Raw genomic sequence first — 23294 nt, forward strand, 5'->3', positions numbered from 1 at the left:
GTGTTGTGCGTGTAGCAATTTCGCCCGGCCTCGCCTCCGGGCTGCCACATGAGAGGGGATCTTATGGCACGACTGCACGTAATGGAACGCAGCCACGCTCAGGCCGTCATGGACGACCTGCACGATGCGCTCGGACGTCGTCTGGCGGTGAGCTCGCTCGCTCCGTGTCCCGTTGAGTTTACGGCAGCGCTCGTCAACCTGTGCTCCACCCAGAGCTGCGGCAAGTGTACGCCCTGCCGCGTGGGCCTGAGCGCGCTGAGCGATCTGCTCGCCGACGTGCTCGAAGGGCGTGCCGATGAGTCCACGCTCAACCTGATTGAGCGCACGGCCCGCGCCATCTATCTTTCGAGCGACTGCGCCATCGGTTACGAGGCCGGCGCCATGGCGCTTACGGCTATCCGCGGTTTTCGCGACGATTTTGAGCATCACATTCGCGAGCACTCCTGCGGCTTTGACCGCGAGGCCCGCGTCCCGTGCGTCTCGGGCTGCCCGGCGCACGTCGACATTCCCGGGTACATTTCGCTCGTCGAGGCCGGCCGCTATGCCGATGCCGTCAAGGTCATCCGCAAGAATAACCCGCTGCCGCTCGTCTGCGGCCTGGTGTGCGAGCATCCCTGCGAGATGCACTGTCGCCGTGGCATGGTCGACGACCCCATGAACATCCTCGCCCTCAAGCGTTTTGCCGTTGAGCACAGCGACCTCAACGACCACAAACCGCATGTAGTGGACAACACCGGTAAGCGCGTCGCCGTGATCGGCGGCGGCCCGGCCGGCCTTTCCTGCGCTTACTACCTGGCCGTGATGGGTCATAAGGTGACCATCTTTGAGCAGCGTCACCACCTGGGCGGCATGCTGCGCTACGGCATCCCCAGCTATCGTCTGCCGCGCGAGCGTCTGCAGGCCGAGATCGACTGGATCTTGAGCGCCGGCATCGACGTTGAGCTCGACCACTCCGTGAACGGCGAGGAGCTTGCCCGCCTGCGCGACGAGTTCGATGCCGTCTATCTGGCCATTGGTGCCCACAGCGATAAGAAGCTCGGCCTTCCGGGCGAAGAGGCTCCCGGCGTGGAGTCGGCCGTCAAGATGCTGCGTGCCATCGGCGACGACGAGCTGCCCGACCTGAGCGGCCAGCGCGTGTGCGTCATCGGCGGCGGCAACGTGGCCATGGACGTGGCGCGCTCTGCCGTGCGCTGCGGTGCCGAAAAGGTGAGCATCGTCTACCGCCGCCGCATCTGCGATATGACGGCACAGGATGCCGAGATCGCCGGCGCCCAGGCCGAGGGCTGCGAGGTGCTGGAGCTGACGGCCCCGCTCGCCATCGAGACGGGCGAGGACGGTCGCGTGAGCGGCCTGCGCGTGCAACCGCAGATTATCGGCGAGCCCCGTCGCGGTCGTCCGGCTCCGCGTGCCGCCGCGACGCCCGAGCGCGTCATTCCCTGCGAGCGCGTGTTCGTGGCCATCGGCCAGGACATCGATTCCAGGCCGTTTGAGGAGATGGGCATCGCCTGCAAGTGGGGCTGCGTGGTCACCGATTCGGACGGCGCCGTGCCCAACTTCGATGGCCTCTTTAGCGGCGGCGACTGCCAGACCGGTCCCGCCACCGTCATCCGAGCCATCAATGCCGGCCGCGTAGCTTCGGCAAACATCGACCGCTATCTGGGCTTCGACCACAAGATCAAGCTCGACGTGGAGCTGCCGACCGTCCAGTTTAAGGGCAAGCACGAGTGCGGCCGCTGCGAGCTGGGCGAGCGCGAGGCTGGCGAGCGTATTCACGATTGGAATCTGGTCGAGCAGGGTCTCACCGAGCAGGAGGCGCGCCAGGAGGCAAGCCGCTGCCTGCGTTGCGACCACTTTGGCTTTGGCGCGTTCCGCGGAGGGAGGAACCTGGAATGGTAGAGCTCAACAACCCCACTGTCAGCGACAACACCGAAAGCGGAGCACTCAATATGGTCAAGCTCACTATCGAAAATTGCGAGGTCGTGGTACCCGAGCACACCACGATCCTGGACGCGGCCAAGTCCGTCGGTATCCAGATTCCCACCCTGTGCTACCTGCGCGATCTGAACGAGATCGGCGGCTGCCGCGTGTGCGTGGTCGAGGTTGAGGGCTGCGACCAGCTGGTTGCCGCCTGCAACAACTACGTGCTCGATGGCATGGTGGTTCACACCAACAGCCCCAAGGCCCGCGAGGCCCGTCGCACCAACGTGCAGCTGCTGCTGTCCCAGCACGATTCGCAGTGCACGAGCTGCGTGCGCAGCGGCAACTGCAACCTACAGACCATCGCCAACGACCTGGGCATTTTCTATCTGCCGTATCAAAGGCATTTGGCGGGCGAGGGCTGGGATTTCGATTTCCCCATCATCCGCGAAAACGACAAGTGCATCAAATGCATGCGCTGCATCAAGGTATGCGAGAGCGTGCAGGGCCTAGGGATTTGGGACCTGACCAACCGCGCCACGCATACCGCCGTGGGTACCCGCGGGCGCGCGCCGATCGGCAAAACCGATTGCGTCGCGTGCGGCCAGTGCATTACGCATTGCCCGACGGGCGCGCTGCGCGAGCGCGACGATACCGAGACCGTGTTCGATGCTCTCGCCGATCCCGATAAGATCGTGCTGGTGCAGATCGCGCCGGCCGTACGTAGCGCTTGGGGCGAGGAGCTCGGCATTCCGCGCGAGGAGGCCACTGTTGAGCGCTTGGCTTGCGCGCTGCGCCGCGTGGGCTTTGAGTACGTGTTCGATACCGACTTCTCGGCTGACCTCACCATTATGGAGGAGGGCTCCGAGCTGCTCGAGCGTCTGGGTGCCGCCGCCAAGGGTGAGGGCGATAGCCGCGGCTGGCCCATGTTTACGAGCTGCTGCCCGGGCTGGGTGCGCTTTGTGAAGGCGCGCTATCCGGAGTTTGTCGACAGCCTGTCCACGTCCAAGTCGCCGCAGCAGATGTTCGGCGCTATTGCCAAGACGTACTACGCCAAGGTGCTGGGCGTGGAGCCCGAGCGCCTGTTCGTGGTGTCCGTGATGCCGTGCACGGCCAAGAAGGCCGAGTGCGCGCTGTCGAGTATGGTGGGCGAGGGCGGCGCACCCGACGTAGACGTTGCGCTGACGGTGCGCGAGATGGTGCGCATGATCCGCGCGAGCCACGTGAGCGTGGACACGCTGGTCGAGGAGCCGCTCGACACGCCGCTGGGCTTTGGCACGGGCGCGGGTGTGATCTTTGGCGCCACGGGCGGCGTGATGGAGGCCGCCGTGCGCTCGGCATATTACCTGGTGACGGGTAAGAACCCGGATGCCGATTTCTTTACCGACGTGCGTGGCCTGGACAGCTGGAAGGAAACCGTCGCCGATATCGATGGCACCAAGGTGCGCGTCGCCGTGGCGCACGGGCTGGGCAACGCCGCCCGCCTGCTCGACGCGATTCGTGACGGCCGTGTGAGCTATGACTTCGTTGAGGTCATGGCGTGCCCGGGTGGTTGCGTCGGCGGCGGCGGTCAGCCCATCCACGACGGCTGCGAGCTGGCAGCCGAGCGCGGTCAGGTGCTGTGGGGCCTGGATGCGAAGGCGGACATTCGCTTCTCGCATGAGAATCCCGATGTCCAGGCGTGCTACCGCGAGTTCTTGGGCGAGCCGCTCTCGCCGCTGGCCGAGGAGCTGCTGCATACCGACCATCACGCATGGACGATGCCTAACGAGGAGGCGTGCTAGCGATGCGCGCGTTTGATGTTGAGATGTCGCGCCGGGGGTTTGCCTCGGCGCTCGCCGCGGGCGCCCTGTCGCTTGCGCTCGCGGGCTGTGGCGGCGGGGCTGCCGGGGCCGGGTCCGCCGCGGGCTCGGCTGCCACGGACGGCGCCGGTGCCGCTGCCGAGCCGGTCGAGGTGCGCGTCGCCTCGCTCAAGGGGCCGACCTCGATTGGTCTGGTGCAGTTTATGGACCGGGCGGCCGATGGCGAGACGGACAATGAGTTCGACTTTGCGATCAACACTGCCGCCGACGAGATTGTGCCCAAGGTCATTCAGGGCGATATCGACATTGCCCTGGTGCCCGCCAACGTGGCGAGCGTGCTCTATAACAAGACCGAGGGCGCGGTGCAGGTCAGCGACATCAACACGCTGGGCGTGCTGAACGTGGTGACGGGTAACGCGGACGTTACTTCGTTTGGCGATCTGGCGGGCCATACCGTCTATATGACGGGCAAGGGCGCCACGCCGGAGTACGTCATGAACTACCTGCTGGAGCGCGCGGGCCTGACCGGCCAGGTGACGCTCGAGTTTAAGAGCGAGCCCACCGAGGTGCTGTCGGCCCTGCTTGCCGACCCGACTGCCGTGGGCGTGCTGCCGGAGCCGTTCAAGACCGCTGCCATCGCCAAGAGCGAAGGCAAGCTGTCGGCTCCGGTAAGCCTGACCGATGTGTGGGACGAGCTGGCAGGTGACACGGGTTCGCGCCTGCTGACGGGCGTGACCGTGGTGCGCCGCGCGCTTGCCGAGGAACATCCCGAGGCTGTGGCGGAGTTCTTGAGCTGCCATGCGGCGAGCGTTAAGGCCGTCAATGCGGCGCCGGCAGACTGGGCGCAGGCCGTGGTCGATGCCGGCATCGTGGACAACGCCAAGATCGCCGAGAAGGCGATTCCCGGGTGCATGCTTGTGTGCCAGACGGGCAAGGATATGAAGGCGGCACTTAGTGGGTATCTGCAGGTGCTGTTCGACGCGGACGCGAGCGCCGTGGGTGGTAAACTTCCGGCTGACGATTTCTACTACATGGAGTAGCCCGTGCGTGCGTTTGCTCGACACATGACAGAGCGTATGAAGGCGGTGGCGGCAGCAGGTGCCGTCGCCGCCTTTTGGCTTGCCGCGTGGATGCTGGTGGCGGTGCTGGTGGCGCAGCCGTTGATCTTGCCGGGGCCGGGCGCTGTTGCCTTGGCGCTGCTACGCCTGGTGTGCGATGACGGTACCTGGGCGATTTTGGCGGGCTCGGGCGCGCGGATACTGGGCGGGCTGGCGCTTGCCGCGGTGTGTGGTGGCGTGTTTGCCGGGATTTCATCACGGTCGCGGGCGTTCGCGCACTTGGTGGCTCCGGCGCTGTCGTTTGTAAAGGCGACGCCGGTCGCCTGCGTGGTGGTTCTGTTACTTATCTGGCTGGGGTCGGCACGCGTGAGCATCGCGGCGGTCTTTTTGATGGCGCTGCCGGGCGTGTATTTTTCGCTGGCCGAGGGCTTGGCACAAGTGGATAAGCCGCTGGAGCAGATGTTTCGCCTGCATGGCGTGCGGGGCTGGCGCCTGTTTTGCGCCCACACCTGGCGCGAAGTCCTGCCGTTTGCGCTTTCGTGCGCCCGTGCCGTGATCGGCATGAGCTGGAAAGCCGGCGTGGCGGCGGAGCTGATCGGCATGGCGGTGGGCACCGTGGGCGAGCGCATCTATCAGGCGAAGCTGCTCATCGAGACGGCTGACCTGCTGGCGTGGACCGTGCTAGTCGTGGCGGCATCGTGGGCATGTGAGCGCGTGCTGGTGTGGCTGCTGCGGGTTTCGGGACCCGTGGCGTGGCGCGCGGCCGTGCGGGCGCATGGGCGCGGCGCTCGCGGTTGTGTGGGCGACTCTGCTGGCGGTGGGGCTGCAGCGGAGCTTGCGCTTGCCGTGGGCGATCGCGCGCCCTGGGCGCCGGCGCTGGATGGTCTGGTGCTCAACGTGCCTGCGGGTGGGCGCATCTGTGTGATGGGTGCTTCGGGCATGGGCAAGTCGACGCTGCTTTCGTTGGCAGCGGGGGAGTGCTCGCCGTGCTCGATGGTGTTTCAGGATGCACGCTTGGCCGAGTCCGCCTCGGCGCTGGATAACGTGCTGGTGTGCGCCGATGCGCGTGTGGATGCTTCGAGCGCCGCGGCATTGCTGCGCCTGCTGGTGCCGGGAGTCGATGTGGATGCTCGCGTGGCCGAGCTTTCGGGCGGGCAGCGCCGTCGCGTCGAGATTGCTCGAGCCCTGCTGTGCCCGGGCGGCGCGGTGATTCTTGACGAGCCCTTTACCGGCCTGGATGCCGCCGCGCGCGATGCGACGACCAAGGTCGTGCTCGACCTGCTCGACGGCCGCACACTCTTGCTTGCCACGCACGACGCCGCCGACGCTCAGGCCCTCGATATCTCGGACATCATCACGCTCTAAAAACTAACTCAGCAACAAAATGATTCGTTTTCCTCCGTCCCCATGGGGTCTGGTGTGGTATTCTATCTGCGGGGTAATACTTAGGAATACTAAGTAATACCAACGCCGCAGAAACAAACTCCAGATGCGGGTCAATCGGGTTGCCTTCACAGCCCGTCGCCCAGCCGCGTGGCCCGCATCTATCCGCACTACCGTCGTTTCAAAAAGGAAGCGCCATGGCAGAACACATGACCCCCGTAGTCGCGAAGGTCTTGCCCGAGGAGAAGGCAGCCTTCGCGGCGGCAACCCAGCTCGTGGGCACCACGCCGTCCAACGCCATCCGCATGTTTATCGCCGCGTTCAATCGCTGCGGCACCTTTCCGTTCGACATCTCGCCCAACGGGGCTTTTGGCAAAGACTGTCCCCAGCAACTAGTCGTTGAAGAACGTCCCCAATGACTAGTCGTCGGGAGGAGGTTGGCATGCTCAATGCGATGATTTGGGCGCTTGCCTGTTTTGGCGTCGTCGCTGCCGATATTGCCCTGAGTGTCGTTTTGTTCTCCGCCCTTGGCGTCGCATCGGTGTTCATGGGTTTTTCGATCGATGGCCTCGACATTCAATTGCTTCAGGCCGTCGCGCAGACGGCATCGTTTTTGATGGCGCTGCTGTGGTGGCGTTATCTGTGGCCGCGCTCGTTTATGGCGCGCTGGCAAGGCGAGCGTCCGCTTGGCGGGGGAGCGCGTGGGGCGTGGAGACGCATCGCCTGCGTTATCGTGATCGGCCTGGCCCTGCAGGTGGTCGTTGGCTACGTGACCGACGCCGTGCTGTCGCTGTTGCCCGATGCCGCGGCCGACTACAGCGAGCTTGTCGAGGAAACAGGCATGGGCGACACGAGCTATCTGGCCATCCTGACCACGGTGCTCGGTGCCCCATTTTGTGAAGAGCTGCTGGTGCGCGGCATTATTTTTGAGTTTTCGCTCCGAGCGTTTAATCCGCAGTGCCGCCCACTTTGGAAGCGCCGGCGTCGTGCGAGCGCGCAGGACGGCGCCATGGTGCCCTGGGCGGCCCCAAGCACGTGGGGTATCGCCGCGGCGATTGTGCTGCAGGCGGCAATCTTCGGTTTTATGCACATGAATTGGGTGCAGGGTTGCTACGCGGGTGCCGCCGGCCTCATCTTTGGTTGGGTGCTCGTGACGACCGGAAAGCTCCGCTACACGATCCTGCTGCACTTTGCCTTTAATGCCGGGTCGTATCTCATGACGTTGCTCTGGTTTGTGAACACGCCGTTCGACGTGGCGGTCACGGTTGCCATCGCCGGCTTTGTGCTGGTAGAGGCAATGCGCTCGCTGCACCACGCGTGTAGGACGGACGCAGCGAGCGCACCGCTGCCCTAGTTGCGGCGTCCGCCTCCGTTGGCGCCTTGACGTCCCTGGGCCGCGCGATTGCGACCGGCAGTGTTCTGCGCACGCGACATGCCGCCGTGGCCCTTGCTGCCCTTGGGCCCCTTGCCAGCGCCGCCGCCATGCGGTTTGCCGCCCTTCTTGCCGGTGCCATGCCCACCGCCAGCAGGCGTCTCGCCCGGGCGTGGCGGTACGGGACGAATCAGACAATGCTTGGTGTAGCCGATCAGATCGCGGCGGCCGGCTTTTTCCAGCGCCTCGCGCACAAGCTTGTAGTTCTCGGGCTTGCGATACTGGATGAGCGCACGCTGCATGGCCTTCTCGTGCGGGTCGCGCGCCACGTAGATCGGCTGCATGGTGCGCGGGTCCACGCCGGTGTAGTACATGCAGGTCGACATGGTGGACGGCGTGGGGTAGAAGTCCTGCACCTGCTCGGGCATGTAGCCCATGTCGCGCACGGCTTCGGCAAGGTCCACGGCTTCCTTCATCGTTGAACCGGGGTGACTCGAAATCAGGTACGGCACCACATACTGCTTGAGTCCGTATTCGCGGTTCAGGCGTTCAAATTTACGGCAGAACGCATCGTAGACGGCGCGGCTCGGCTTGCCCATCACGGACAGCACCGCGTCGCTCACGTGCTCGGGCGCTACGCGCAGCTGGCCCGAGACATGGTGCTCCAGCAGCTCGCGCAAAAACTCGTCCGAGGCGTCGGCCATGGTGTAGTCAAAGCGGATGCCGCTGCGGACGAAGACCTTCTTGACGCCCGGCAGCTGGCGCAGGTCGCGCAACAGCTGCGTGTAGCCGCTCTCGTCGACTACCATGTTCTTGCACACGCTCGGCCACAGGCAGCGCTTATTCTTGCACACGCCGTGCTTGAGCTGCTTGTCGCAGGCAGGGCGGCTAAAGTTGGCCGTCGGTCCGCCCACGTCATTGATGTAGCCCTTAAACTCGGGATCGCGCGTGAGCAGCTCGGCCTCGCGCATGATCGAATCGTGGCTGCGCATCTGCAGCACGCGCCCCTGGTGGAAGGTGAGGGCGCAAAATGAGCACTCACCAAAACAGCCACGGTTGGAGCTAATGGAAAACTTGATTTCGGCAAAGGCCGGCACGCCGCCCGCTGCGTCGTAATCGGGATGCCAATCGCGTGCGTAGGGGAGCTCGGCCACCTCGTCCATCTCGTCGGTGGTGAGCGTCGCCGATGGCGGGTTCTGCACCACATAGACGCTGTTGGGGTAGGGCTCTACCAGGCGGTGTCCGGTGATGGGGTCCATATTCTGCTGCTGCACATTGAAGCTGCGTGCGTAGTTGAGCTTGTCGGCGGCAAGGTCGTCCCAGCTGGGCAGCAGGTCGTAGTCGTAGACCTCGTCGAGCGAACCCGTGCGGTAAACGGTGCCGTTGATATAGGTGATCTGATCGACGGGCAGCCCCGCGTCGAGCGCGTCGGCAATCTCGACAATCGCGTGCTCGCCCATGCCGTAGATGAGGATGTCGGCGCCCGAGTCGAGCAATACCGAGCGCTTGAGCTTGTCCTGCCAGTAGTCGTAGTGGGCCAGACGGCGCAGGCTCGCCTCGATGCCGCCGATGATGATGGGGGCATCCTTGAACGTCTGGCGGATAAGGTTGCCGTAGACCGTGACGGCTCGGTTGGGACGGCGCCCCTCCTCGCCACCGGGGGTATAGGCATCGGTGTGGCGGCGGTGCTTGGTCACCGAATAGTGGTTGACCATGGAGTCCATGTTACCGGCGCTGACCAAAAAGCCCAGGCGCGGCTCACCGAGCACCGTGATGCTGGCGGGATCGGTCCAGTCGGGCTGGCAGATAATGCCCACCTTGTAACCGTGTGCATCGAGTACGCGGCTGATGATGGCCATGCCAAAACTGGGGTGGTCCACGTAGGCGTCGCCGCAGATGTAGACGAAGTCGCACTGGTCCCAGCCTCGCGCGTCCATATCGGCGCGGCTGACGGGGAGGAACTTGTCGCGGCCCGGACGCCAGGGACGGACGGGCGCTGCTGGGGTATGCGTGGTGTGCCCACTCTGGGCCTTGCCACCGCGCTTTTGCTGCTGGCCCTGTTTGCCCTGCTGACTGCGCTGGTTGTTCTGAGCGTGCTGAGGCTTTTTTGCCACGATCCCTCCCGGTGTTTGTATGCTGCACGTAATTGTAACCAGTCTTTTTGGGACGGGACTAAAAAGACTGGTGGAGTACATGAGCTGGCGGATCGGCGTGTCGATGCGGGTGCCGGCACCGCGCCCGCTGTTTGTTTCCAGACTGTGTATCTGCGCGTTGGAGAACCCGTCTCGCGCGCACGTCATGTTGTCAATGGGTTACAGTATGAACGGCGGCTATGTTTCCGCCAACGCACGAGAGAGTCGTCAACAAGGAGGATGCACGACGATGCAGCGTGCCAAACAGATATCGGAGTCTATTGAGCTGGGCATCATCTTGGCGCTCGCCGGTGGCTTTATGGACGTGTATTCGTACATTGGGCGCGACCATGTTTTCGCCAACGCGCAAACAGGCAACATCCTGCTCGTGGGAGTGAGCATCTCGGAGGGCAACTGGGCACTTGCGGGGCGCTACTTCTTCCCTGTGGTGTCGTTTGCCGTGGGTATTATGCTTGCCGATCTGGTACACGAGCGGTTTGGCAGCGTGATCCACTGGCGTCAGGTGACGGTGTTCTTTGAAGCCGTCATCTTGCTGGGAGTGAGCTTTATCCCGGGCGGCAATTTCAACCTGCTCGCCAACTGCCTCACCTCGTTTGCCTGCGGCATGCAGGTCGAGAGCTTCCGCAAGATCCACGGTCACGGCATCGCTACGACCATGTGCATCGGCAACTTGCGCAACGCGCTGCAAAACGTGGACGATTACATCATCACCCACAGGCGCGGCTTTTTGGAAAACGGCCTGCTGTACTTTGGCGTGATCTTTACCTTTGTGTTTGGCGCCGTGTTGGGCAACTGGTGTATTGAGCGCATGGGCCTGCACGCCATCGTCGTGGCGAGCTTGCTGCTGTTTGTCGCGTTTGCCATCATGTTCATCGACCGCGAACGCGACTTGCACAGGAAATGGGCCCGCATCATAGCTGACTGGCAGACCGCGAGTCTTAAGCGCTAAGGTGCATGTTCGTAACAACATCCAGGAGCCAGAAAAAACTATCCAGCTCCTGAATGTTGCTACGAACTGCTTTTTGCGATTTATTCGAGATGTTCTTCAATCCGAGCCCTAAGAAGGGCAATGGCTGTAGGTATTCCAATTGCGGCGGCTAATTCGGCTTTATCCAAAACCTGTATGCTAAAGCACGATTGTTTATCACATTGAAGGACGATAACTGAAGATAGTTTCACTTCCCGTTGGCTGAATATATCGTAATCTCCAAATAGGAAGTTACCTTTTATTGTGTAATTCGGTATGTTCGTTATGCACTTCATCTCAAGTCTGTTTAGGCCATAATCAAACACCGCAACTTCCTCGTGTTCGATGATGAGCGCAACCCTGGGCATGTTGCTAAAACCACCGTCGACGACAGTGAAGAGTTTTTCATTTGCATCGTCATAAACGGTATATTTAAGACTCAATAGCTGTCCTAGTGGACCCGTGAACCCATGTTTTTTGATGTTGAGGCTGTCTCCCGCTGGGTTGATGAGAGCCAGAGTATGCGGATAAGGGTTACCTTCAATTGAGATTCGATATTCGTTTGTAGCCGTCTTGCTCGATTTAGGACCACTAGCCACCATGCGTCATCGCCTCGATCGAATTGGAACCGTCTTCTGCTTCGTGCGGAGAATTACGCTGTACGTTGCAGTAGATGCAGCTGCAATAACCGCATGGGCAATTTCTAACAAAATGAATGACGTTATTTGCTGCATGCATGTTATTCACTACAAAATATCTTTTTATAAACGTATTGTCAAACATATATTGCTAAAACAGAAGCAATTTATAGACTGAGTCGGTCGCATTCTTTGGGCGATTGCTCCTATAATCTAGCCTTCGCTGCTGTCGGGAGGGAAGAACTAGGGCTCCGTTATTCTGTTGAAACGCTTTAACACTTTTGACGTTCTCACGCGTTTTTTGTTTCAAAAGCGTTAGGATGGGACTCATAGCGTGGGGCGTAATGGATGCCCCGCACACGATGGGAGGCTATCAATGGCTAATCGTTTCGTTCTCAATACCATCTCTTATCATGGTTCCGGCGCCATCAAGGAGATCCCCGGCGAGCTTCAGCGTCGCGGCTACAAGAAGATCTTCGTCTGCTCCGACCCCGATCTGGTCAAGTTTGGCGTTACCGCTAAGGTGACCGACGAGCTCGACGCCGCCGGCATCGCTTGGAGCCTCTACTCCGAGATCAAGCCCAACCCCACCATCCAGAACGTCAAGGACGGCGTCGAGGCCTTCAAGGCCGCCGAGGCTGACGCTATCGTGACCATCGGTGGCGGCTCCTCCATGGACACCGCTAAGGCCATCGGCATCATCATCAACAACCCCGAGTTTGCCGATGTCCGCAGCCTCGAGGGCGTTGCTCCGACTAAGAACCACGCCGTGTTCACCATCGCTGTGCCGACGACCGCCGGTACCGCTGCTGAGGTGACCATCAACTACGTCATCACCGACCCCGAGAAGGTCCGCAAGTTCGTGTGCGTCGACACCAACGACGCCCCCGAGGTCGCCGTCGTCGACCCCGACATGATGGCTTCCATGCCCGCCGGCCTGACCGCTTCCACTGGCATGGACGCTCTGACCCACGCCATCGAGGGCTACACCACCAAGGGCGCTTGGGAGCTCTCCGATATGTTCCACTTTGAGGCCATTAAGCTGATCAGCGAGAACTTGCGCGACTCCGTCGCCGAGGCCAAGTCCGGTCAGCCCGGCTCCGGCCGCGAGGGCATGGCTCTTGGCCAGTATGTCGCCGGCATGGGCTTCTCCAACGTTGGCCTGGGCATCGACCACGCCATGGCTCACACCCTGTCCGCTCACTACGACACCCCGCACGGCGTCGCCTGCGCCATGCTGCTGCCGATTGCCATGGAGTTCAACAAGCCGGTTTGCGCCGAGCGCCTGGCCAAGGTCGCCGTCGCCATGGGCGTTGACACCACGGGCATGAGCACTGACGAGGCCGCCGACGCCGCCATCGCCGCCGTCAAGCAGCTTTCCGCCGACGTGAACATCCCGCACGTCTGCGAGGCTATGAAGGCTGACGAGATCGAGGTCCTGGCCAAGGACGCCATGGCCGACGCCTGCTTCCCGGGTAACCCGCGCGAGGCGACGCTCGACGACGTCATCGAGCTCTTCAAGAAGATCTGCCCGGCTGCCTAGCCTCGTTTGGTGTTCTTTCGCCTGTAGGCGTGCGGTCGCTTTTTGACTTGCCGCTGGCCCCGCCGCGCTACGCGCGGCGGGGCTTTTTGTGCTGCGTCGATGTCCCGAAACGGGCAAAACCAAGGCATACTGCCCGCTGCGGATAGGTGGTGCACTTCCCAGCGTGCATTTTTGGGAGTATTCAGCAAGCTCTTAAAAATGCATAACGTTTTGAATGGCCCGTAGTGGTCCGCAGGCGCCCATCGACAGCCATTGTGGGCGGACTATCGATGAGTGGAGGGGGTTGTTACCGAGTTTCTGCTTTGCGACGACCTGCAACACTGCTGTAACCGCGTCGTTTTGTGGTTCGCGATGGGGTCGTTGGGGCCCACGGTGCTGAATACTCCGTTTTTTGCACGGCCCAAGGTGGGGTACCCTGAGACGAAGCAAAAAGATTCCTCATTTCTATGCAGATACCGATAGGATTTATGCAAGATTGGGATTGTAAGCCGTGCGCGTGCGTAAAATCGGCGGGAGGACGTCTGGAGGTGGCTCGGCTCCCAGAGCTTTGCGCGTGCAGAACGGTTAAAATCGGGACTCGGTCTTAGTTTTGCTTGGAAGGATGCACATGGCTTCTGTAATCGATGCTTCTCTAGAGGAGACGCTCTCCTATATTACTGACCAGTTGAAGGCACTTACCTCGATTGCTTCGCCTACGGGGTTTACTCGTGCGGCGACTGATTATCTGATGGAGACCCTGCGCGATATGGGGTTTGGGCCTGAGCGTTCTAATAAGGGTAACGTGCTCGTTGAGCTTGGTGGCGAGGGCGAGCCGCTCGTACTGGCGAGCCATGTCGATACCCTGGGCGCCATGGTGCGTTCCATTAAGGACAATGGCCGCCTGCGCCCCACGACGCTCGGTGGGCATCAATGGTCTACGGCCGATGGTGAGAACTGCACCGTCTACACGCGCGACGGCAATGTCTACACGGGCGTGGTTCTTAACACCGAGCCTTCGGCGCACGTGGCCGACGAGCCGGTCAAGACCATCGAGAAGAACATGGAAATCCTGCTCGACGAGAACGTTGACAGCAAGGACGATGTGCTCGAGCTGGGTATTCAGACCGGTGACATCATCGCTATGGACCCGCGCACCACGGTGACGGAGAGCGGCTACATCAAGAGTCGCTTCTTGGATGACAAACTGTCGGCGTCGATTCTGCTGGGTCTGGCCCGCGCTGTTGCTGACGGCGAGGTGTCGCTTTCGCGCAAGGTTTCGCTGCTCTTTACGGTGTACGAGGAAGTCGGCCACGGCGGAGCCTTTGTGCCGGCCGACACGCGCGAGATGATCAGCGTTGACATGGGCTGCGTGGGCGACGACCTGGGCTGCACCGAGCGCATGGTGTCGATCTGCGCCAAGGATTCGGGTGGCCCCTACAACTACGATCTGGTGACCACGCTGTCCAACATCGCGCGCGAGCTGGAGCTCGATTACGCCATCGATGTGTACCCGCACTACGGCTCCGACGTCGAGGCCACGCTCTCGGCCGGCTACGACATTCGCCATGGTCTGATCGGCCCCGGCGTGTACGCGAGCCACAACTACGAGCGCAGCCACATCGACGGTGTGCGTAATACCTTTGAGCTGGTTCGCGCCTACGTTCAGCGCTAGGGGAGCAGCTTACGACTCGGCTGACCAATCGCTAAGGCCCGATTTCTCGGGCCTTTTTTCGCTTCATTCTGTTTAGTATTATACTGTATGTAACTAATTAACTTAACGTTTGGAATACTTAACGAGGTGATGCGGCATATGAATGCATCTGAGTACTTATCTATGGGTGATGCTGCCTGCCTGCTGGGCGTTACGAAAGCCCGCATATCTCAACTTGCCGCATCGGGAACGCTCGCGTGCGATATTGTGGGCGGACGGAAGATGGTCGAGTACAATTCCGCGGTCGCTTATCAAAAGGTCCGCAAACGTGGACGCCGTCCTGCGGCCGATGTGGGGCGCAAGTTTACGCTGATGTCCGCCGACCATGAGGTCGCGCATGTCTCATTTGATCCGACGCGCGAGTTTCCCTTCGAAATCGCCGGGGTCCTCGATGCGCAACGAATGCCGTTTGGCACATGCTCGAGCTCTTCTCTTACGGTGAATAAACGGGAGCTCAACGTGTGGTGGGGCCATCGGTCGGTGCCTGACGTCCGCCCCGGACTCGTCTCGCGCTATCGTGAACTGGGAATTGCCAGTGGCATCGAGGTTCCGGTTCGGTGCCTGGGCCTATCGCTTTCGGATTGTTATTGGCTGCGGCCGGCTGATTGCGCCGAACTCAAATGGCAAAACATCAATTACTTTGAGAACGAATTTGAGCGATCGGCGCCCGAGGAGCGTTCGGGTTGGCTGGAGGGCATCGGTCTTAAAAATCCCGACAACACATCCGAGGGCGAGCTCCCTAAATCGTGGGTGATCCGAAACGACATTCGCGTTTTGGCTAAAGGGTGCGGGATGGACGATCAACGTCCCTTTAACGAGGCGGTCGCAACGGCTCTTCATCGTCGCTTGCTGTCGGAGGGCGAGTTTGTTCCTTATACGGTTGAGCGGATATTCGATGGCCCTGTGTGTCTGTGCGACGACTTTCTTGATGGCCGCGAGGAATACGTTCCGGCTGTTTACGTTAAGGGCGCACTTGGTAGCCAGCGGGGAAGTTCGACGTACGACCGGTACTGCCGCTTCCTTGGTAAGCATGGAGCAGACGAGGCTGCCGTGAGAAGGTCTATGTCGCAGATGATTGTCTGTGATGCCCTTTTGGCCAACAGCGACCGCCATTGGCGAAACTTCGGCATCATCCGTAATGTCGACACCCTGGAGATTAAACCTGCTCCGCTGTTCGATAGCGGCAACTGCCTGTGGTACAACGTGCCAACTGCTGTGCTCGCAGCTGGGGAGTTTGGGTTTTCCGCTAAGCCGTTTGGGCCCGACCCTTCCGTCCAGCTGGCGCTTGCGGACTCGCTCGATTGGTTCGATTCATCGCGGCTCAACGGATTTGTTGATGAGGCGATCGAGATTCTTTCGCAGAGCAAATGGGCCACGGCAGAGGGCCGGCTCGAGGCCATTTGCCGCGGCCTCGAGCGTCGCGTAATCGAGGTTAGTGCCGCTGTTGAGGTACTTCGACACGTGCAGCGATAAACCCGCGGCTACTTAAGTGCGCCGGTCACCGTGCCGCCGCCCAGGACGACGTCGCCGTGGTAGACGACGACGGCCTGGCCGGGGGCGATGGCGCGCTGCGGCTCGTCAAAAGTCAGCAGCATTTGCCCGTCTTCGCCGCGCGTAAGGGTCGCTGCCTGGTCTTTCTGACGGTAGCGGTACTTGGCGCCCACGCGAATGCCGCCGGCATCGAGCTCTGCCTCCATGCGATCGGCAGGGGCGCTCCAGATCCAGTCATTGGCCGTGAGCGCCGCGGCGGTCAGGTCCTCGGTCTCGCCCAGATGCACAGTGTTGTTGGCGGCATCGACGCCCGTTACGTACACGGGGTGCGCCATCGCGACGCCCAGGCCCTTGCGCTGGCCGATGGTATAGCGCAACGCGCCGTTGTGGCGTCCGACTACGCTGCCGTCGCGCCATACAATATCGCCCGGCTCGGCGGCATGTCCGCAGCGGCGCTCGATATAGCCCGCGTAGTCGCCGTCTGGAATAAAGCAGATATCCTCGCTCTCGGCCTTTTTGGCGTTGATGAAGCCCTGCTCGGCGGCAATGCGGCGCACGTCGCGCTCCTTGTCCAGGCCTGCCAGCGGAAAGATTGTGCGTGCCAGGCGCTCTTGCGTGAGCGAATACAAAAAGTAACTCTGGTCCTTTTTGGGATCCTCGCCGCGGTGTAGCTGCCAGGTGCCGTCTGCCGCCTGGCTTGTTTTGGCGTAATGTCCCGTTGCGATGTAGTCGCAGCCCATGTCCAGCGCCGCATCGAGCAGCGCGCCAAACTTAATGTGGCGGTTGCAGATAATGCACGGGTTGGGCGTCAGCCCCTCCTGGTAGGCGTTCACAAAGCACTCGATAACGTTGCGGTCGAATGTCTGCTGCAGGTCGAGCACATGATGGGGGATCCCCAGACGCTCGGCGACGGCCTTTGCATCGGCGATGTCGCGGTCGACCTTACTCATGCCCGTGGCGGGGTCGGGCGCGGGGCAGGTGAGGCGCATGGTGGCGCCGACGCATTCGTAGCCCTGGCTTTTGAGCAGGTACGCGGTCACGCTGGAATCGACGCCGCCGCTCATGGCGACGAGCACGCGCTTGTTGTGCATGGGGAGGTTCTCCTTGGTGGCATGCGGCCAAAAAAGAAAAGCGGCGCGGGAGGCTGGTTCCGCGCCGCAGACATTGTAGCAAGTTCGGACGTCTCGTGGGACACCCTAACGAGATAGGCTCAGGCAGCCAGAAGAGAGGGTAGGCCGGCATGCCATGGGCCTATCGACAAGTGACGGGCCCTTAGTCCTGGAAGAGCGCCGTGGACAGGTAGCGCTCACCGGTATCGGCGAGCAGCGCCACGATGGTCTTGCCCTCGTTCTCGGGGCGCTTGGCCAGCTGTAGTGCGGCCCACACGGCGGCGCCGGACGAAATGCCCACGAGCACGCCCTCCTTGTGGCCCACGGCGCGGCCGGTGGCAAAGGCGTCGTCGTTCTCGACGGGGATGATCTCGTCGTAGACCCGGGTGTCGAGGACGTCGGGCACAAAACCGGCGCCGATGCCCTGGATCTTGTGCGGGCCGGCCTGGCCCTTGGAGAGCACCGGGGAAGTGGCGGGTTCGACGGCGACGACCTGAATCTCGGGGTTCTGCTCCTTGAGGAACTCGCCCACGCCGGTCACGGTACCGCCGGTGCCGACGCCGGCGACGAAGATGTCGACCTTGCCGTCGGTGTCATCCCAGATCTCGGGGCCGGTCGTGGCCTTGTGGATGGCGGGGTTGGCGGGGTTCACGAACTGGCCGGCGATAATGCTGTTGGGCGTCTCCTTCTGCAGCTCTTCGGCCTTGGCGATGGCACCCTTCATGCCCTTGGAGCCGTCGGTGAGCACGAGCTGTGCGCCGTATGCCTGCATAAGCTTGCGGCGCTCGACGGACATAGTCTCGGGCATGGTGATGATCACCTTGTAGCCGCGAGCCGCCGCCACCGAGGCGATGCCGACGCCGGTATTGCCGCTCGTGGGCTCGATGATGGTGTAGTCGCCGCCGCGCACGAGCTTGCCGGCCTTCTCGGCCTCGTCGATCATGTTCTTGGCGACGCGGTCTTTAACGGAGCCGGCGGGGTTGAAGTATTCCAGCTTGACGAGCACGCGGGCCTTGAGGTCTTCATCGGCCTCAAAGTGAGTGAGCTCCAGAAGCGGAGTGTGGCCGATAAGCTGATCGATGGACGTGTAAACATTGCTCATGGTGAACCTCCAAAGTGTTCAAATGACTGGATACCGTGTGGTTTTACGGTGTGTGTAACAGCGAAACCCACAAACCTTATAGGTTGTTCGTTTGCTGTTGGCAAGCATAGTAGGCACTAAAGCCTAGTAATGCAATAGGAAATAGAAGATTATTACGAGTCGATTAACCAGCTTGACGGGAATAGGTATTTTCAAAACCAATTTTTCGGCTAGAATTTCTACGAATTAAAAGACCGAAAGGCAGCAATATATATGTTGGTTTCCACAAAGGGCAGATATGCCCTGCGCGTTATGGTTGACCTGGCCGAGCACCAGGCGGCAGGCCGCATTCCCCTCAAAGAGATCGCGGCGCGTCAGGGGATTTCTGAGAAATATCTGGAGAACATTTTGGCTACGCTCGTCCGCGCCAATATGCTCTCGGGCATGCGCGGCAAGGGCGGCGGCTACGTGCTCACGCGTCCGCCCGAGCAGTACACGGTGGGCGAGATCTTGCGCCTGACCGAGGGCAGCCTGGCGCCGGTCGCATGCCTGGACGGCGACTGCAAGGGCTGTTCGCGTTCGGATGAGTGCCCAACGCTCGACGTGTGGAAGAACCTGGACAAGCTCATCAACGACTACCTCGACGGCGTGACGCTCGATACGCTCGTCGCCCCCAACGAGGGCTACGACTACGTCATCTAGCCGCACCTGCCATTTGGGGACGGGGTGGAAATGGTAGATTTTCTTGCCCTCTGAGACTTGACAAATAAGAAGGCCGCCCATTTTTGCGATGGGCGGCCTTCGTTTTGGGCTGTTGAGACGGACACGGTCGGAATGGCCGTTTTAGTCCTCGGCAAGACTGTCGAGGATGCTGCGCATGATGGACACTAGGATGCTGCCCATAAAGGCCGAGCCAAAGCCGGCGATGGAGATGCCGACGCCCAACAAGTTGACCGACAGGTAGCTGGCGAGCTCCAGCATAAAGCTGTTGAGCACGAGCTGGAAAATGCCGAGCGTAATGATCGTGAGCGGCAGCGAGATGACTGTGAGGAACGGTTTGACGAACGAATCGACGATGTTGAGAAACAGTCCCACAAAGGCAAAACAGACCCAGGCCTCGGCAAAGCCGAAAGGTTGGATACCGGGGACGAGGAACGTGGCGATCGCGATGGCGATCGAGGTGAAGAGCCAGTTAAGCATAAAGCGCATGGCGTGGATCCTTTCTTGCGCCGGGGTTGCTGGCGTCGCGTGAAGCGGCTTGCGGCGGCGACTTGGATGGTTGCGCGGGCGCGCCGCGGTGTTTGGGCGCCCATTGTCTCAAATAGTCGTGGAGCTTACGTGCGCATTCGGTTTCTAAACGGCGTTCGTCCTGAAAAACGTGCCGCTGGCAGAGAGTCTTGTCGCTTTAGTTTGGTGGTGTGCTACACTGCTACGGGCAAATAGCCCATGCATAGTTTTATTGCATATTACGGGCGAACGATGCCCGATGTCAGTATCAACTTCGATGCCTTATGGCGGGTTTGGCGGTGATCGATGAATATCGAGAACATGTTTGACAAGCCTGATGTCAAGCAGCTGGTCCACGCATTTAGTCTTTTGGACGACGAGAACGATATCCAAGCGTTTTTGACCGATATCTGCACGCCGCGCGAGATCTGCGATCTTTCTCAGCGCCTGCAGGTTGCGCGCTATTTGGACGAGGGCGAGCCCTATGTTGAGGTTCAGGCCCGCACCGGCGCTTCGTCCACCACGGTGAGCCGCGTGTCCAAGGCGCTTAATGGCGAGTACGGTGGCTATCGCAAGATCCTCATCAAGCTGGAGGATGGCGAGTAGGCCAGCGGTAAAAACAAATTGCGCAGAACCGTCCCTTCGGGGGCGGTTTTTTGATTCCTCGGGGACGGAGGAAATCTGTTGGCGTGGGGCAAATCTGTCCGCGTGGGCGGGTAGGATGGATGCATTGATTATTGCGAACGGTTTGAGTGGAGGACCATGCCTGTTCGAATCTATACCACCAATACCGGTACGGACTTGAGCGATGCCGAGGCGGCGTTGCTCGCCGACCTGGTCGCCCGCCACGGGCGTGCCGTTTTGCTGGCGCCCTCGTTTGCCGAGCTCGACCTGTGCCGTCACGATGCTGCGGTTGCTGGCGCCTCGCTGGGCGTTGACTACAAAACCCCCGCATCGTGGCTTCGTTCGCTGTGGGAGCTTATGGGCGATGGCCGCAGCTTCGTCGACAACATGCAGCGCCAGATGCTGTTCTCGGACATGATCGCCCGTCGCGACGATGCCGGCCTGCAGCCGCTTTCGCGCAGTCAAGGCACGGTGCGCATGCTCGCGCGCATGGCCCGCGATGTGCTGCCGGGCGTAGCGGGAACGGGTGCCGAGCATTGCTGCGGCGACGTTTGCCAGCCCGATCCCAAAAGCGACGCCGAGGCTCGCGTGTTCGAGCTGTTGAGTGCCTACGCGAGCGGCTTGGACCGTCGAGACATGGTCGAGCCCTGCGAGGCGGCTGACCTTATGGCCGAGGTGCTGGCCGACAGCCTTCCGGCGTGCGCCCGCGCGGTATGTGTGCGCGGTATCACATCGTTTACGCACGGCCTGCTCGAGTTGCTGTCCGCCGTGGCGAACAATGGGGGAGAAGTCGTTGTGCTGCTTGCCCGCGAGCAGGCTGCGATGCGCGAGGAACTTGCAGCCGCCTTTGATGCCCGCGGTGTGCTGTTTGAGGTCGCGCCGCTGGGGGAGGGTACCGCTGCGCTCCAGACTGCCTCCGAGTCCGCCGCTCAGCCTACCTTTGTAGAGGTTGCCGGCCCTCACGCCCGCGCCCACGCCTATGTGGATGCAATCGATGAGCTGGTAAAAACGTGTGAGGACGCCGCGGTCGACGGCGGTGTCGCGGCGTCCGCGGACCCCGTGCGCGTGCTCGTGGTGTCTGCCCGGGCGCCCCAGCTGTTCGGTGAACTCGCTGCCCGTTTGGCGGCGCGTCATATTGCGGCCGAGACAACCGAGTTCACGGCGTTTTCCCAATCCATCGCGGGCAGGCAGTTCACGGCGCTCGCCAATCTAATCGAGCATATGAAGGCCGCCGACGAGGGCACCGCCTCCAAGACCGAGTGGTGGCCCGCGCCGGAGCTTGCCGACTGGATTTACAGTCCGCTTTCAGGTGCCGATGCCGCCAGCGCGCGCACCTTCGACAAGAATATGCGCCTGTCGCGCGGCAAGACCACCACGGCCGTCAAAAGCCTGCTGCAGAGCGTGCAGGGCCAGGTGAGGGGTACGCGCAAGGCTGCCAGCGATGAGAACTGGTTTAAGAACGTGCCGTGCGTGGTCTCGGACGTGTTCCAAGCGCTGTGGCGCGACAAACCCGTGACGGCGCTCAAGGCAATGCTCGCCGTCGCCGAGGCGTTGCCCGATCGCGCCCTTGGAGGCTTTGACGGTCAGGCTCGTCGCCAGGCGGAGACCGCCCTACTGCGACATGCCATCGACATCCTTATGAACGACGCCCGCGCGCTCGACGTGTCGCAGGCCGCGACCGTGCCCGTGCTCGACGTCGTTCGTACCAAGGTGGACAAGCGCAGCACCGCATACGATTACGAGACCTACGAGGTCGACCGCACGCCGCGCGCCCAGGTACGCTTTGCGTCGCTTGCCGATGCGGCAGCCCTGCGCCCCGCCAGCTACGATGCCGTGCTGTTTGCCGACGTCGACCTGGACAGTTATCCGCTCTCACATGAGGAGGGCCCGCTGGCCACGCTGACGGCAGAGTTGGGGCGCAGTGGTGTGACGCTTGAGCCCGCGGCCCTGCTGCGCGTGCGCTTTGGCCGCGCGATGCAGGCCGCGCGCGGTACGGTTGCGCTTGCCCACGTGACGCACGATCGCCAGGCACGCGAGTGCTACCCGGCTGCCGTGTGGACCGAGCTGCGGGCGCATGCCGAGGCCACTGGCGCCGCCAAGGTTGCGTGCGTGGGCGAGGGCGGTATCGTCGCCGATTTTGATCCAGCGGCCGGCGAGGGCATCGAGTGCAAGCGCGTCGCATGCGAGGCTCCTCAGCATTTGAGTGAGGCGGCTGTGCCGTACCTGGTCCTGCGTCGCCGCGATGGCGAGGGCGAGAACGCGCCGCTCGTGCCGCGCCTGACGTCCGCCTCGCAGATTGAGGCGTACTCGACGTGCCCGCTGTGCTGGTTCGTGTCGTATCGCGTGAAGCCCCAGTCCATCGACGCGGGCTTTGGCAACATGGAGAAGGGCAACTTTGTCCACGATGTGCTGGAGCGCCTGCATGCCCGCCTGCCCCAGGAGGGCATGGAGCGCGTGACGCCCGAGAATCTGCCGCGCGCTCAGGAGCTGCTGCGTGAGGTCTTTGACGAGACGTTGGCCGAGCACGCCGGCAAGCGTGGCAACGAGGGCCCGCTTGTGCCGCTCTCTCCGGTAGAGGAGCGCCAGGTGGCCGAGATCTTGCCGCAGTTGGAGGGCGTGCTAGCCTACGAGTCCGAGGCGCTTGCCCCCTTTGCCCCGCGTTACCTGGAGTTCGCCTTCAACGAGCTCAAGGTTGAGTATGCCGGTTGGCCGCTTGGCGGGCGCATCGACCGCGTGGACGTGGACGCCGAGAATCGTGCCGTGGTGATCGACTACAAACATCGCACGGGCGTTGAGGAGTTTAAGCTCGCCGACCCTACGGTGCGCGACGAGGAATCGGGCGCGGCGCCCATCGACGATCCGCGCTGGTTGCCGCCACATACCCAAACGCTCATCTACGCCCAGGCCATGCGCCGGGCGCTGGATTTGGACACCCGCGCGGCGCTCTACTTTTCGACCAAGGGCGGCAAGCCGGCGTTGCGCGGTGCCGCGAGCGCCGAGCTGCTCGAGGAAGAGCGCGGCGACGGTCGCATTCCAGGCCTCAAGAAAGGTTTCCCCGGCGAGGGCGGCAACATGGACTTCGACGCCCTGCTCGATCGCGTGGAGACCGGCATCGCCGAGCGCCTGCGGGAGCTCGAGGCAGGCAACGTTGCCGCCGTCGACCCGACGTCGACTCAGGCCGCGCATGCGCGCTGCTCGTATAACCACGAAGGAACGTTTGCAAGGAGGGACGTGTAGAC

17 protein-coding genes and 1 pseudogene are annotated in these 23294 nt (G+C 61.9%); 13 read left to right on the forward strand and 5 right to left on the reverse strand.

Going from position 1 to position 23294, the window contains the following annotated elements; genetic code table 11:
* Positions 1-63 precede the first annotated feature (63 nt).
* The 6 genes from ABCN01_RS00585 (at position 64) to ABCN01_RS00610 (ending at position 7514) form a co-directional block, all read left to right on the forward strand.
* Entirely contained in the window at positions 64-1896 is a 1833-nt protein-coding gene (locus ABCN01_RS00585) for an NAD(P)-binding protein (RefSeq protein WP_342996403.1), read from the forward strand.
* The gene (locus ABCN01_RS00590; RefSeq protein WP_342996402.1) at positions 1890-3701 is read left to right on the forward strand and encodes a [FeFe] hydrogenase, group A; all 1812 of its coding nucleotides are present in this window, start codon (positions 1890-1892) and stop codon (positions 3699-3701) included. Before ABCN01_RS00585 ends, ABCN01_RS00590 begins: the two co-directional genes overlap by 7 nt.
* 2 nt (positions 3702-3703) lie before the next feature.
* Positions 3704-4759, forward strand: coding sequence for an ABC transporter substrate-binding protein (locus tag ABCN01_RS00595; protein ID WP_342996401.1), 1056 nt, complete (start codon positions 3704-3706; stop codon positions 4757-4759).
* Positions 4760-4762: 3 nt separating this feature from the next.
* On the forward strand, positions 4763-6142 hold the full coding sequence (locus tag ABCN01_RS00600; protein WP_343014142.1) for an ATP-binding cassette domain-containing protein: 1380 nt from the start codon (positions 4763-4765) through the stop codon (positions 6140-6142).
* A 215-nt stretch (positions 6143-6357) separates the two neighbouring features.
* The gene (locus tag ABCN01_RS00605; protein ID WP_117757910.1) at positions 6358-6579 is read left to right on the forward strand and encodes a type II toxin-antitoxin system RelB/DinJ family antitoxin; all 222 of its coding nucleotides are present in this window, start codon (positions 6358-6360) and stop codon (positions 6577-6579) included.
* A 23-nt stretch (positions 6580-6602) separates the two neighbouring features.
* Positions 6603-7514 (forward strand): CPBP family intramembrane glutamic endopeptidase, encoded by a 912-nt coding sequence (locus ABCN01_RS00610; protein ID WP_342996399.1) that lies wholly within the window; start codon positions 6603-6605, stop codon positions 7512-7514.
* Here ABCN01_RS00610 and ABCN01_RS00615 read toward each other — a convergent pair.
* Entirely contained in the window at positions 7511-9646 is a 2136-nt protein-coding gene (locus ABCN01_RS00615) for a YgiQ family radical SAM protein (protein ID WP_342996896.1), read from the reverse strand. The two genes, ABCN01_RS00610 and ABCN01_RS00615, sit on opposite strands and share 4 nt — an antisense overlap.
* A gap of 268 nt (positions 9647-9914) precedes the next feature.
* Between ABCN01_RS00615 and ABCN01_RS00620 the strand changes: the two genes are divergently transcribed.
* Complete coding sequence (locus ABCN01_RS00620; protein ID WP_217750238.1) at positions 9915-10634, forward strand: YoaK family protein; 720 nt, start codon at positions 9915-9917, stop codon at positions 10632-10634.
* A gap of 80 nt (positions 10635-10714) precedes the next feature.
* Here ABCN01_RS00620 and ABCN01_RS00625 read toward each other — a convergent pair whose 3' ends face one another.
* A complete protein-coding gene (locus ABCN01_RS00625) occupies positions 10715-11254 on the reverse strand; it encodes an LURP-one-related/scramblase family protein (protein WP_342996895.1) in 540 nt (179 codons plus the stop codon).
* Positions 11255-11666: 412 nt separating this feature from the next.
* On the opposite strand from ABCN01_RS00625, the gene fucO reads away from it, so the two are divergent.
* From fucO to ABCN01_RS00640, 3 genes are all read left to right on the forward strand, one after another.
* Entirely contained in the window at positions 11667-12833 is a 1167-nt protein-coding gene (gene fucO, locus ABCN01_RS00630) for a lactaldehyde reductase (protein ID WP_022094861.1), read from the forward strand.
* 607 nt (positions 12834-13440) lie between these two features.
* Entirely contained in the window at positions 13441-14484 is a 1044-nt protein-coding gene (locus ABCN01_RS00635) for a M42 family metallopeptidase (protein ID WP_342996894.1), read from the forward strand.
* Positions 14485-14622: 138 nt separating this feature from the next.
* Positions 14623-15996 (forward strand): hypothetical protein, encoded by a 1374-nt coding sequence (locus tag ABCN01_RS00640; RefSeq protein WP_342996893.1) that lies wholly within the window; start codon positions 14623-14625, stop codon positions 15994-15996.
* Between the two features lie 8 nt (positions 15997-16004).
* Here the strand turns inward: ABCN01_RS00640 and mnmA are convergent.
* Positions 16005-17108: pseudogene (mnmA, locus tag ABCN01_RS00645) on the reverse strand (tRNA 2-thiouridine(34) synthase MnmA); the annotation flags it as partial.
* Between the two features lie 178 nt (positions 17109-17286).
* Entirely contained in the window at positions 17287-18225 is a 939-nt protein-coding gene (gene cysK / locus ABCN01_RS00650; RefSeq protein WP_118256362.1) for a cysteine synthase A, read from the reverse strand.
* 252 nt (positions 18226-18477) lie between these two features.
* Here cysK and ABCN01_RS00655 point away from each other — a divergent pair, with 252 nt between their 5' ends.
* Positions 18478-18906 carry an RrF2 family transcriptional regulator gene (locus tag ABCN01_RS00655; RefSeq protein ID WP_117583966.1) on the forward strand — a complete coding sequence of 143 codons (429 nt, stop codon included), beginning with the start codon at positions 18478-18480 and terminating at the stop codon, positions 18904-18906.
* A gap of 141 nt (positions 18907-19047) precedes the next feature.
* Here the strand turns inward: ABCN01_RS00655 and ABCN01_RS00660 are convergent, their stop codons facing one another.
* Positions 19048-19413 (reverse strand): phage holin family protein, encoded by a 366-nt coding sequence (locus ABCN01_RS00660; RefSeq protein ID WP_342996892.1) that lies wholly within the window; start codon positions 19411-19413, stop codon positions 19048-19050.
* 324 nt (positions 19414-19737) lie between these two features.
* On the opposite strand from ABCN01_RS00660, the gene ABCN01_RS00665 reads away from it, so the two are divergent.
* Together ABCN01_RS00665 and ABCN01_RS00670 are read left to right on the forward strand one after the other, a co-directional pair.
* Entirely contained in the window at positions 19738-20037 is a 300-nt protein-coding gene (locus ABCN01_RS00665) for a YerC/YecD family TrpR-related protein (RefSeq protein WP_006235366.1), read from the forward strand.
* A gap of 156 nt (positions 20038-20193) precedes the next feature.
* Positions 20194-23292 (forward strand): PD-(D/E)XK nuclease family protein, encoded by a 3099-nt coding sequence (locus ABCN01_RS00670; RefSeq protein ID WP_342996891.1) that lies wholly within the window; start codon positions 20194-20196, stop codon positions 23290-23292.
* The last annotated feature ends 2 nt before the right edge of the window (positions 23293-23294 follow it).

It is taken from the genome of Collinsella aerofaciens (assembly GCF_039062365.1).
Taxonomy (GTDB): Bacteria; Actinomycetota; Coriobacteriia; order Coriobacteriales; family Coriobacteriaceae; genus Collinsella.

Coding starts and splice junctions, on each gene's coding strand:
- ABCN01_RS00610 (WP_342996399.1), top strand. CDS start 6,603: ATGCTCAATGCGATGATTTGGGCGCTTGCCTGTTTTGGCGTCGTCGCT.
- ABCN01_RS00655 (WP_117583966.1), top strand. CDS start 18,478: ATGTTGGTTTCCACAAAGGGCAGATATGCCCTGCGCGTTATGGTTGAC.
- cysK (WP_118256362.1), bottom strand. CDS start 18,225: ATGAGCAATGTTTACACGTCCATCGATCAGCTTATCGGCCACACTCCG.
- ABCN01_RS00635 (WP_342996894.1), top strand. CDS start 13,441: ATGGCTTCTGTAATCGATGCTTCTCTAGAGGAGACGCTCTCCTATATT.
- ABCN01_RS00670 (WP_342996891.1), top strand. CDS start 20,194: ATGCCTGTTCGAATCTATACCACCAATACCGGTACGGACTTGAGCGAT.
- ABCN01_RS00605 (WP_117757910.1), top strand. CDS start 6,358: ATGGCAGAACACATGACCCCCGTAGTCGCGAAGGTCTTGCCCGAGGAG.
- ABCN01_RS00585 (WP_342996403.1), top strand. CDS start 64: ATGGCACGACTGCACGTAATGGAACGCAGCCACGCTCAGGCCGTCATG.
- ABCN01_RS00620 (WP_217750238.1), top strand. CDS start 9,915: ATGCAGCGTGCCAAACAGATATCGGAGTCTATTGAGCTGGGCATCATC.
- ABCN01_RS00595 (WP_342996401.1), top strand. CDS start 3,704: ATGCGCGCGTTTGATGTTGAGATGTCGCGCCGGGGGTTTGCCTCGGCG.
- ABCN01_RS00590 (WP_342996402.1), top strand. CDS start 1,890: ATGGTAGAGCTCAACAACCCCACTGTCAGCGACAACACCGAAAGCGGA.
- ABCN01_RS00660 (WP_342996892.1), bottom strand. CDS start 19,413: ATGCGCTTTATGCTTAACTGGCTCTTCACCTCGATCGCCATCGCGATC.
- ABCN01_RS00665 (WP_006235366.1), top strand. CDS start 19,738: ATGAATATCGAGAACATGTTTGACAAGCCTGATGTCAAGCAGCTGGTC.
- ABCN01_RS00625 (WP_342996895.1), bottom strand. CDS start 11,254: ATGGTGGCTAGTGGTCCTAAATCGAGCAAGACGGCTACAAACGAATAT.
- fucO (WP_022094861.1), top strand. CDS start 11,667: ATGGCTAATCGTTTCGTTCTCAATACCATCTCTTATCATGGTTCCGGC.
- ABCN01_RS00640 (WP_342996893.1), top strand. CDS start 14,623: ATGAATGCATCTGAGTACTTATCTATGGGTGATGCTGCCTGCCTGCTG.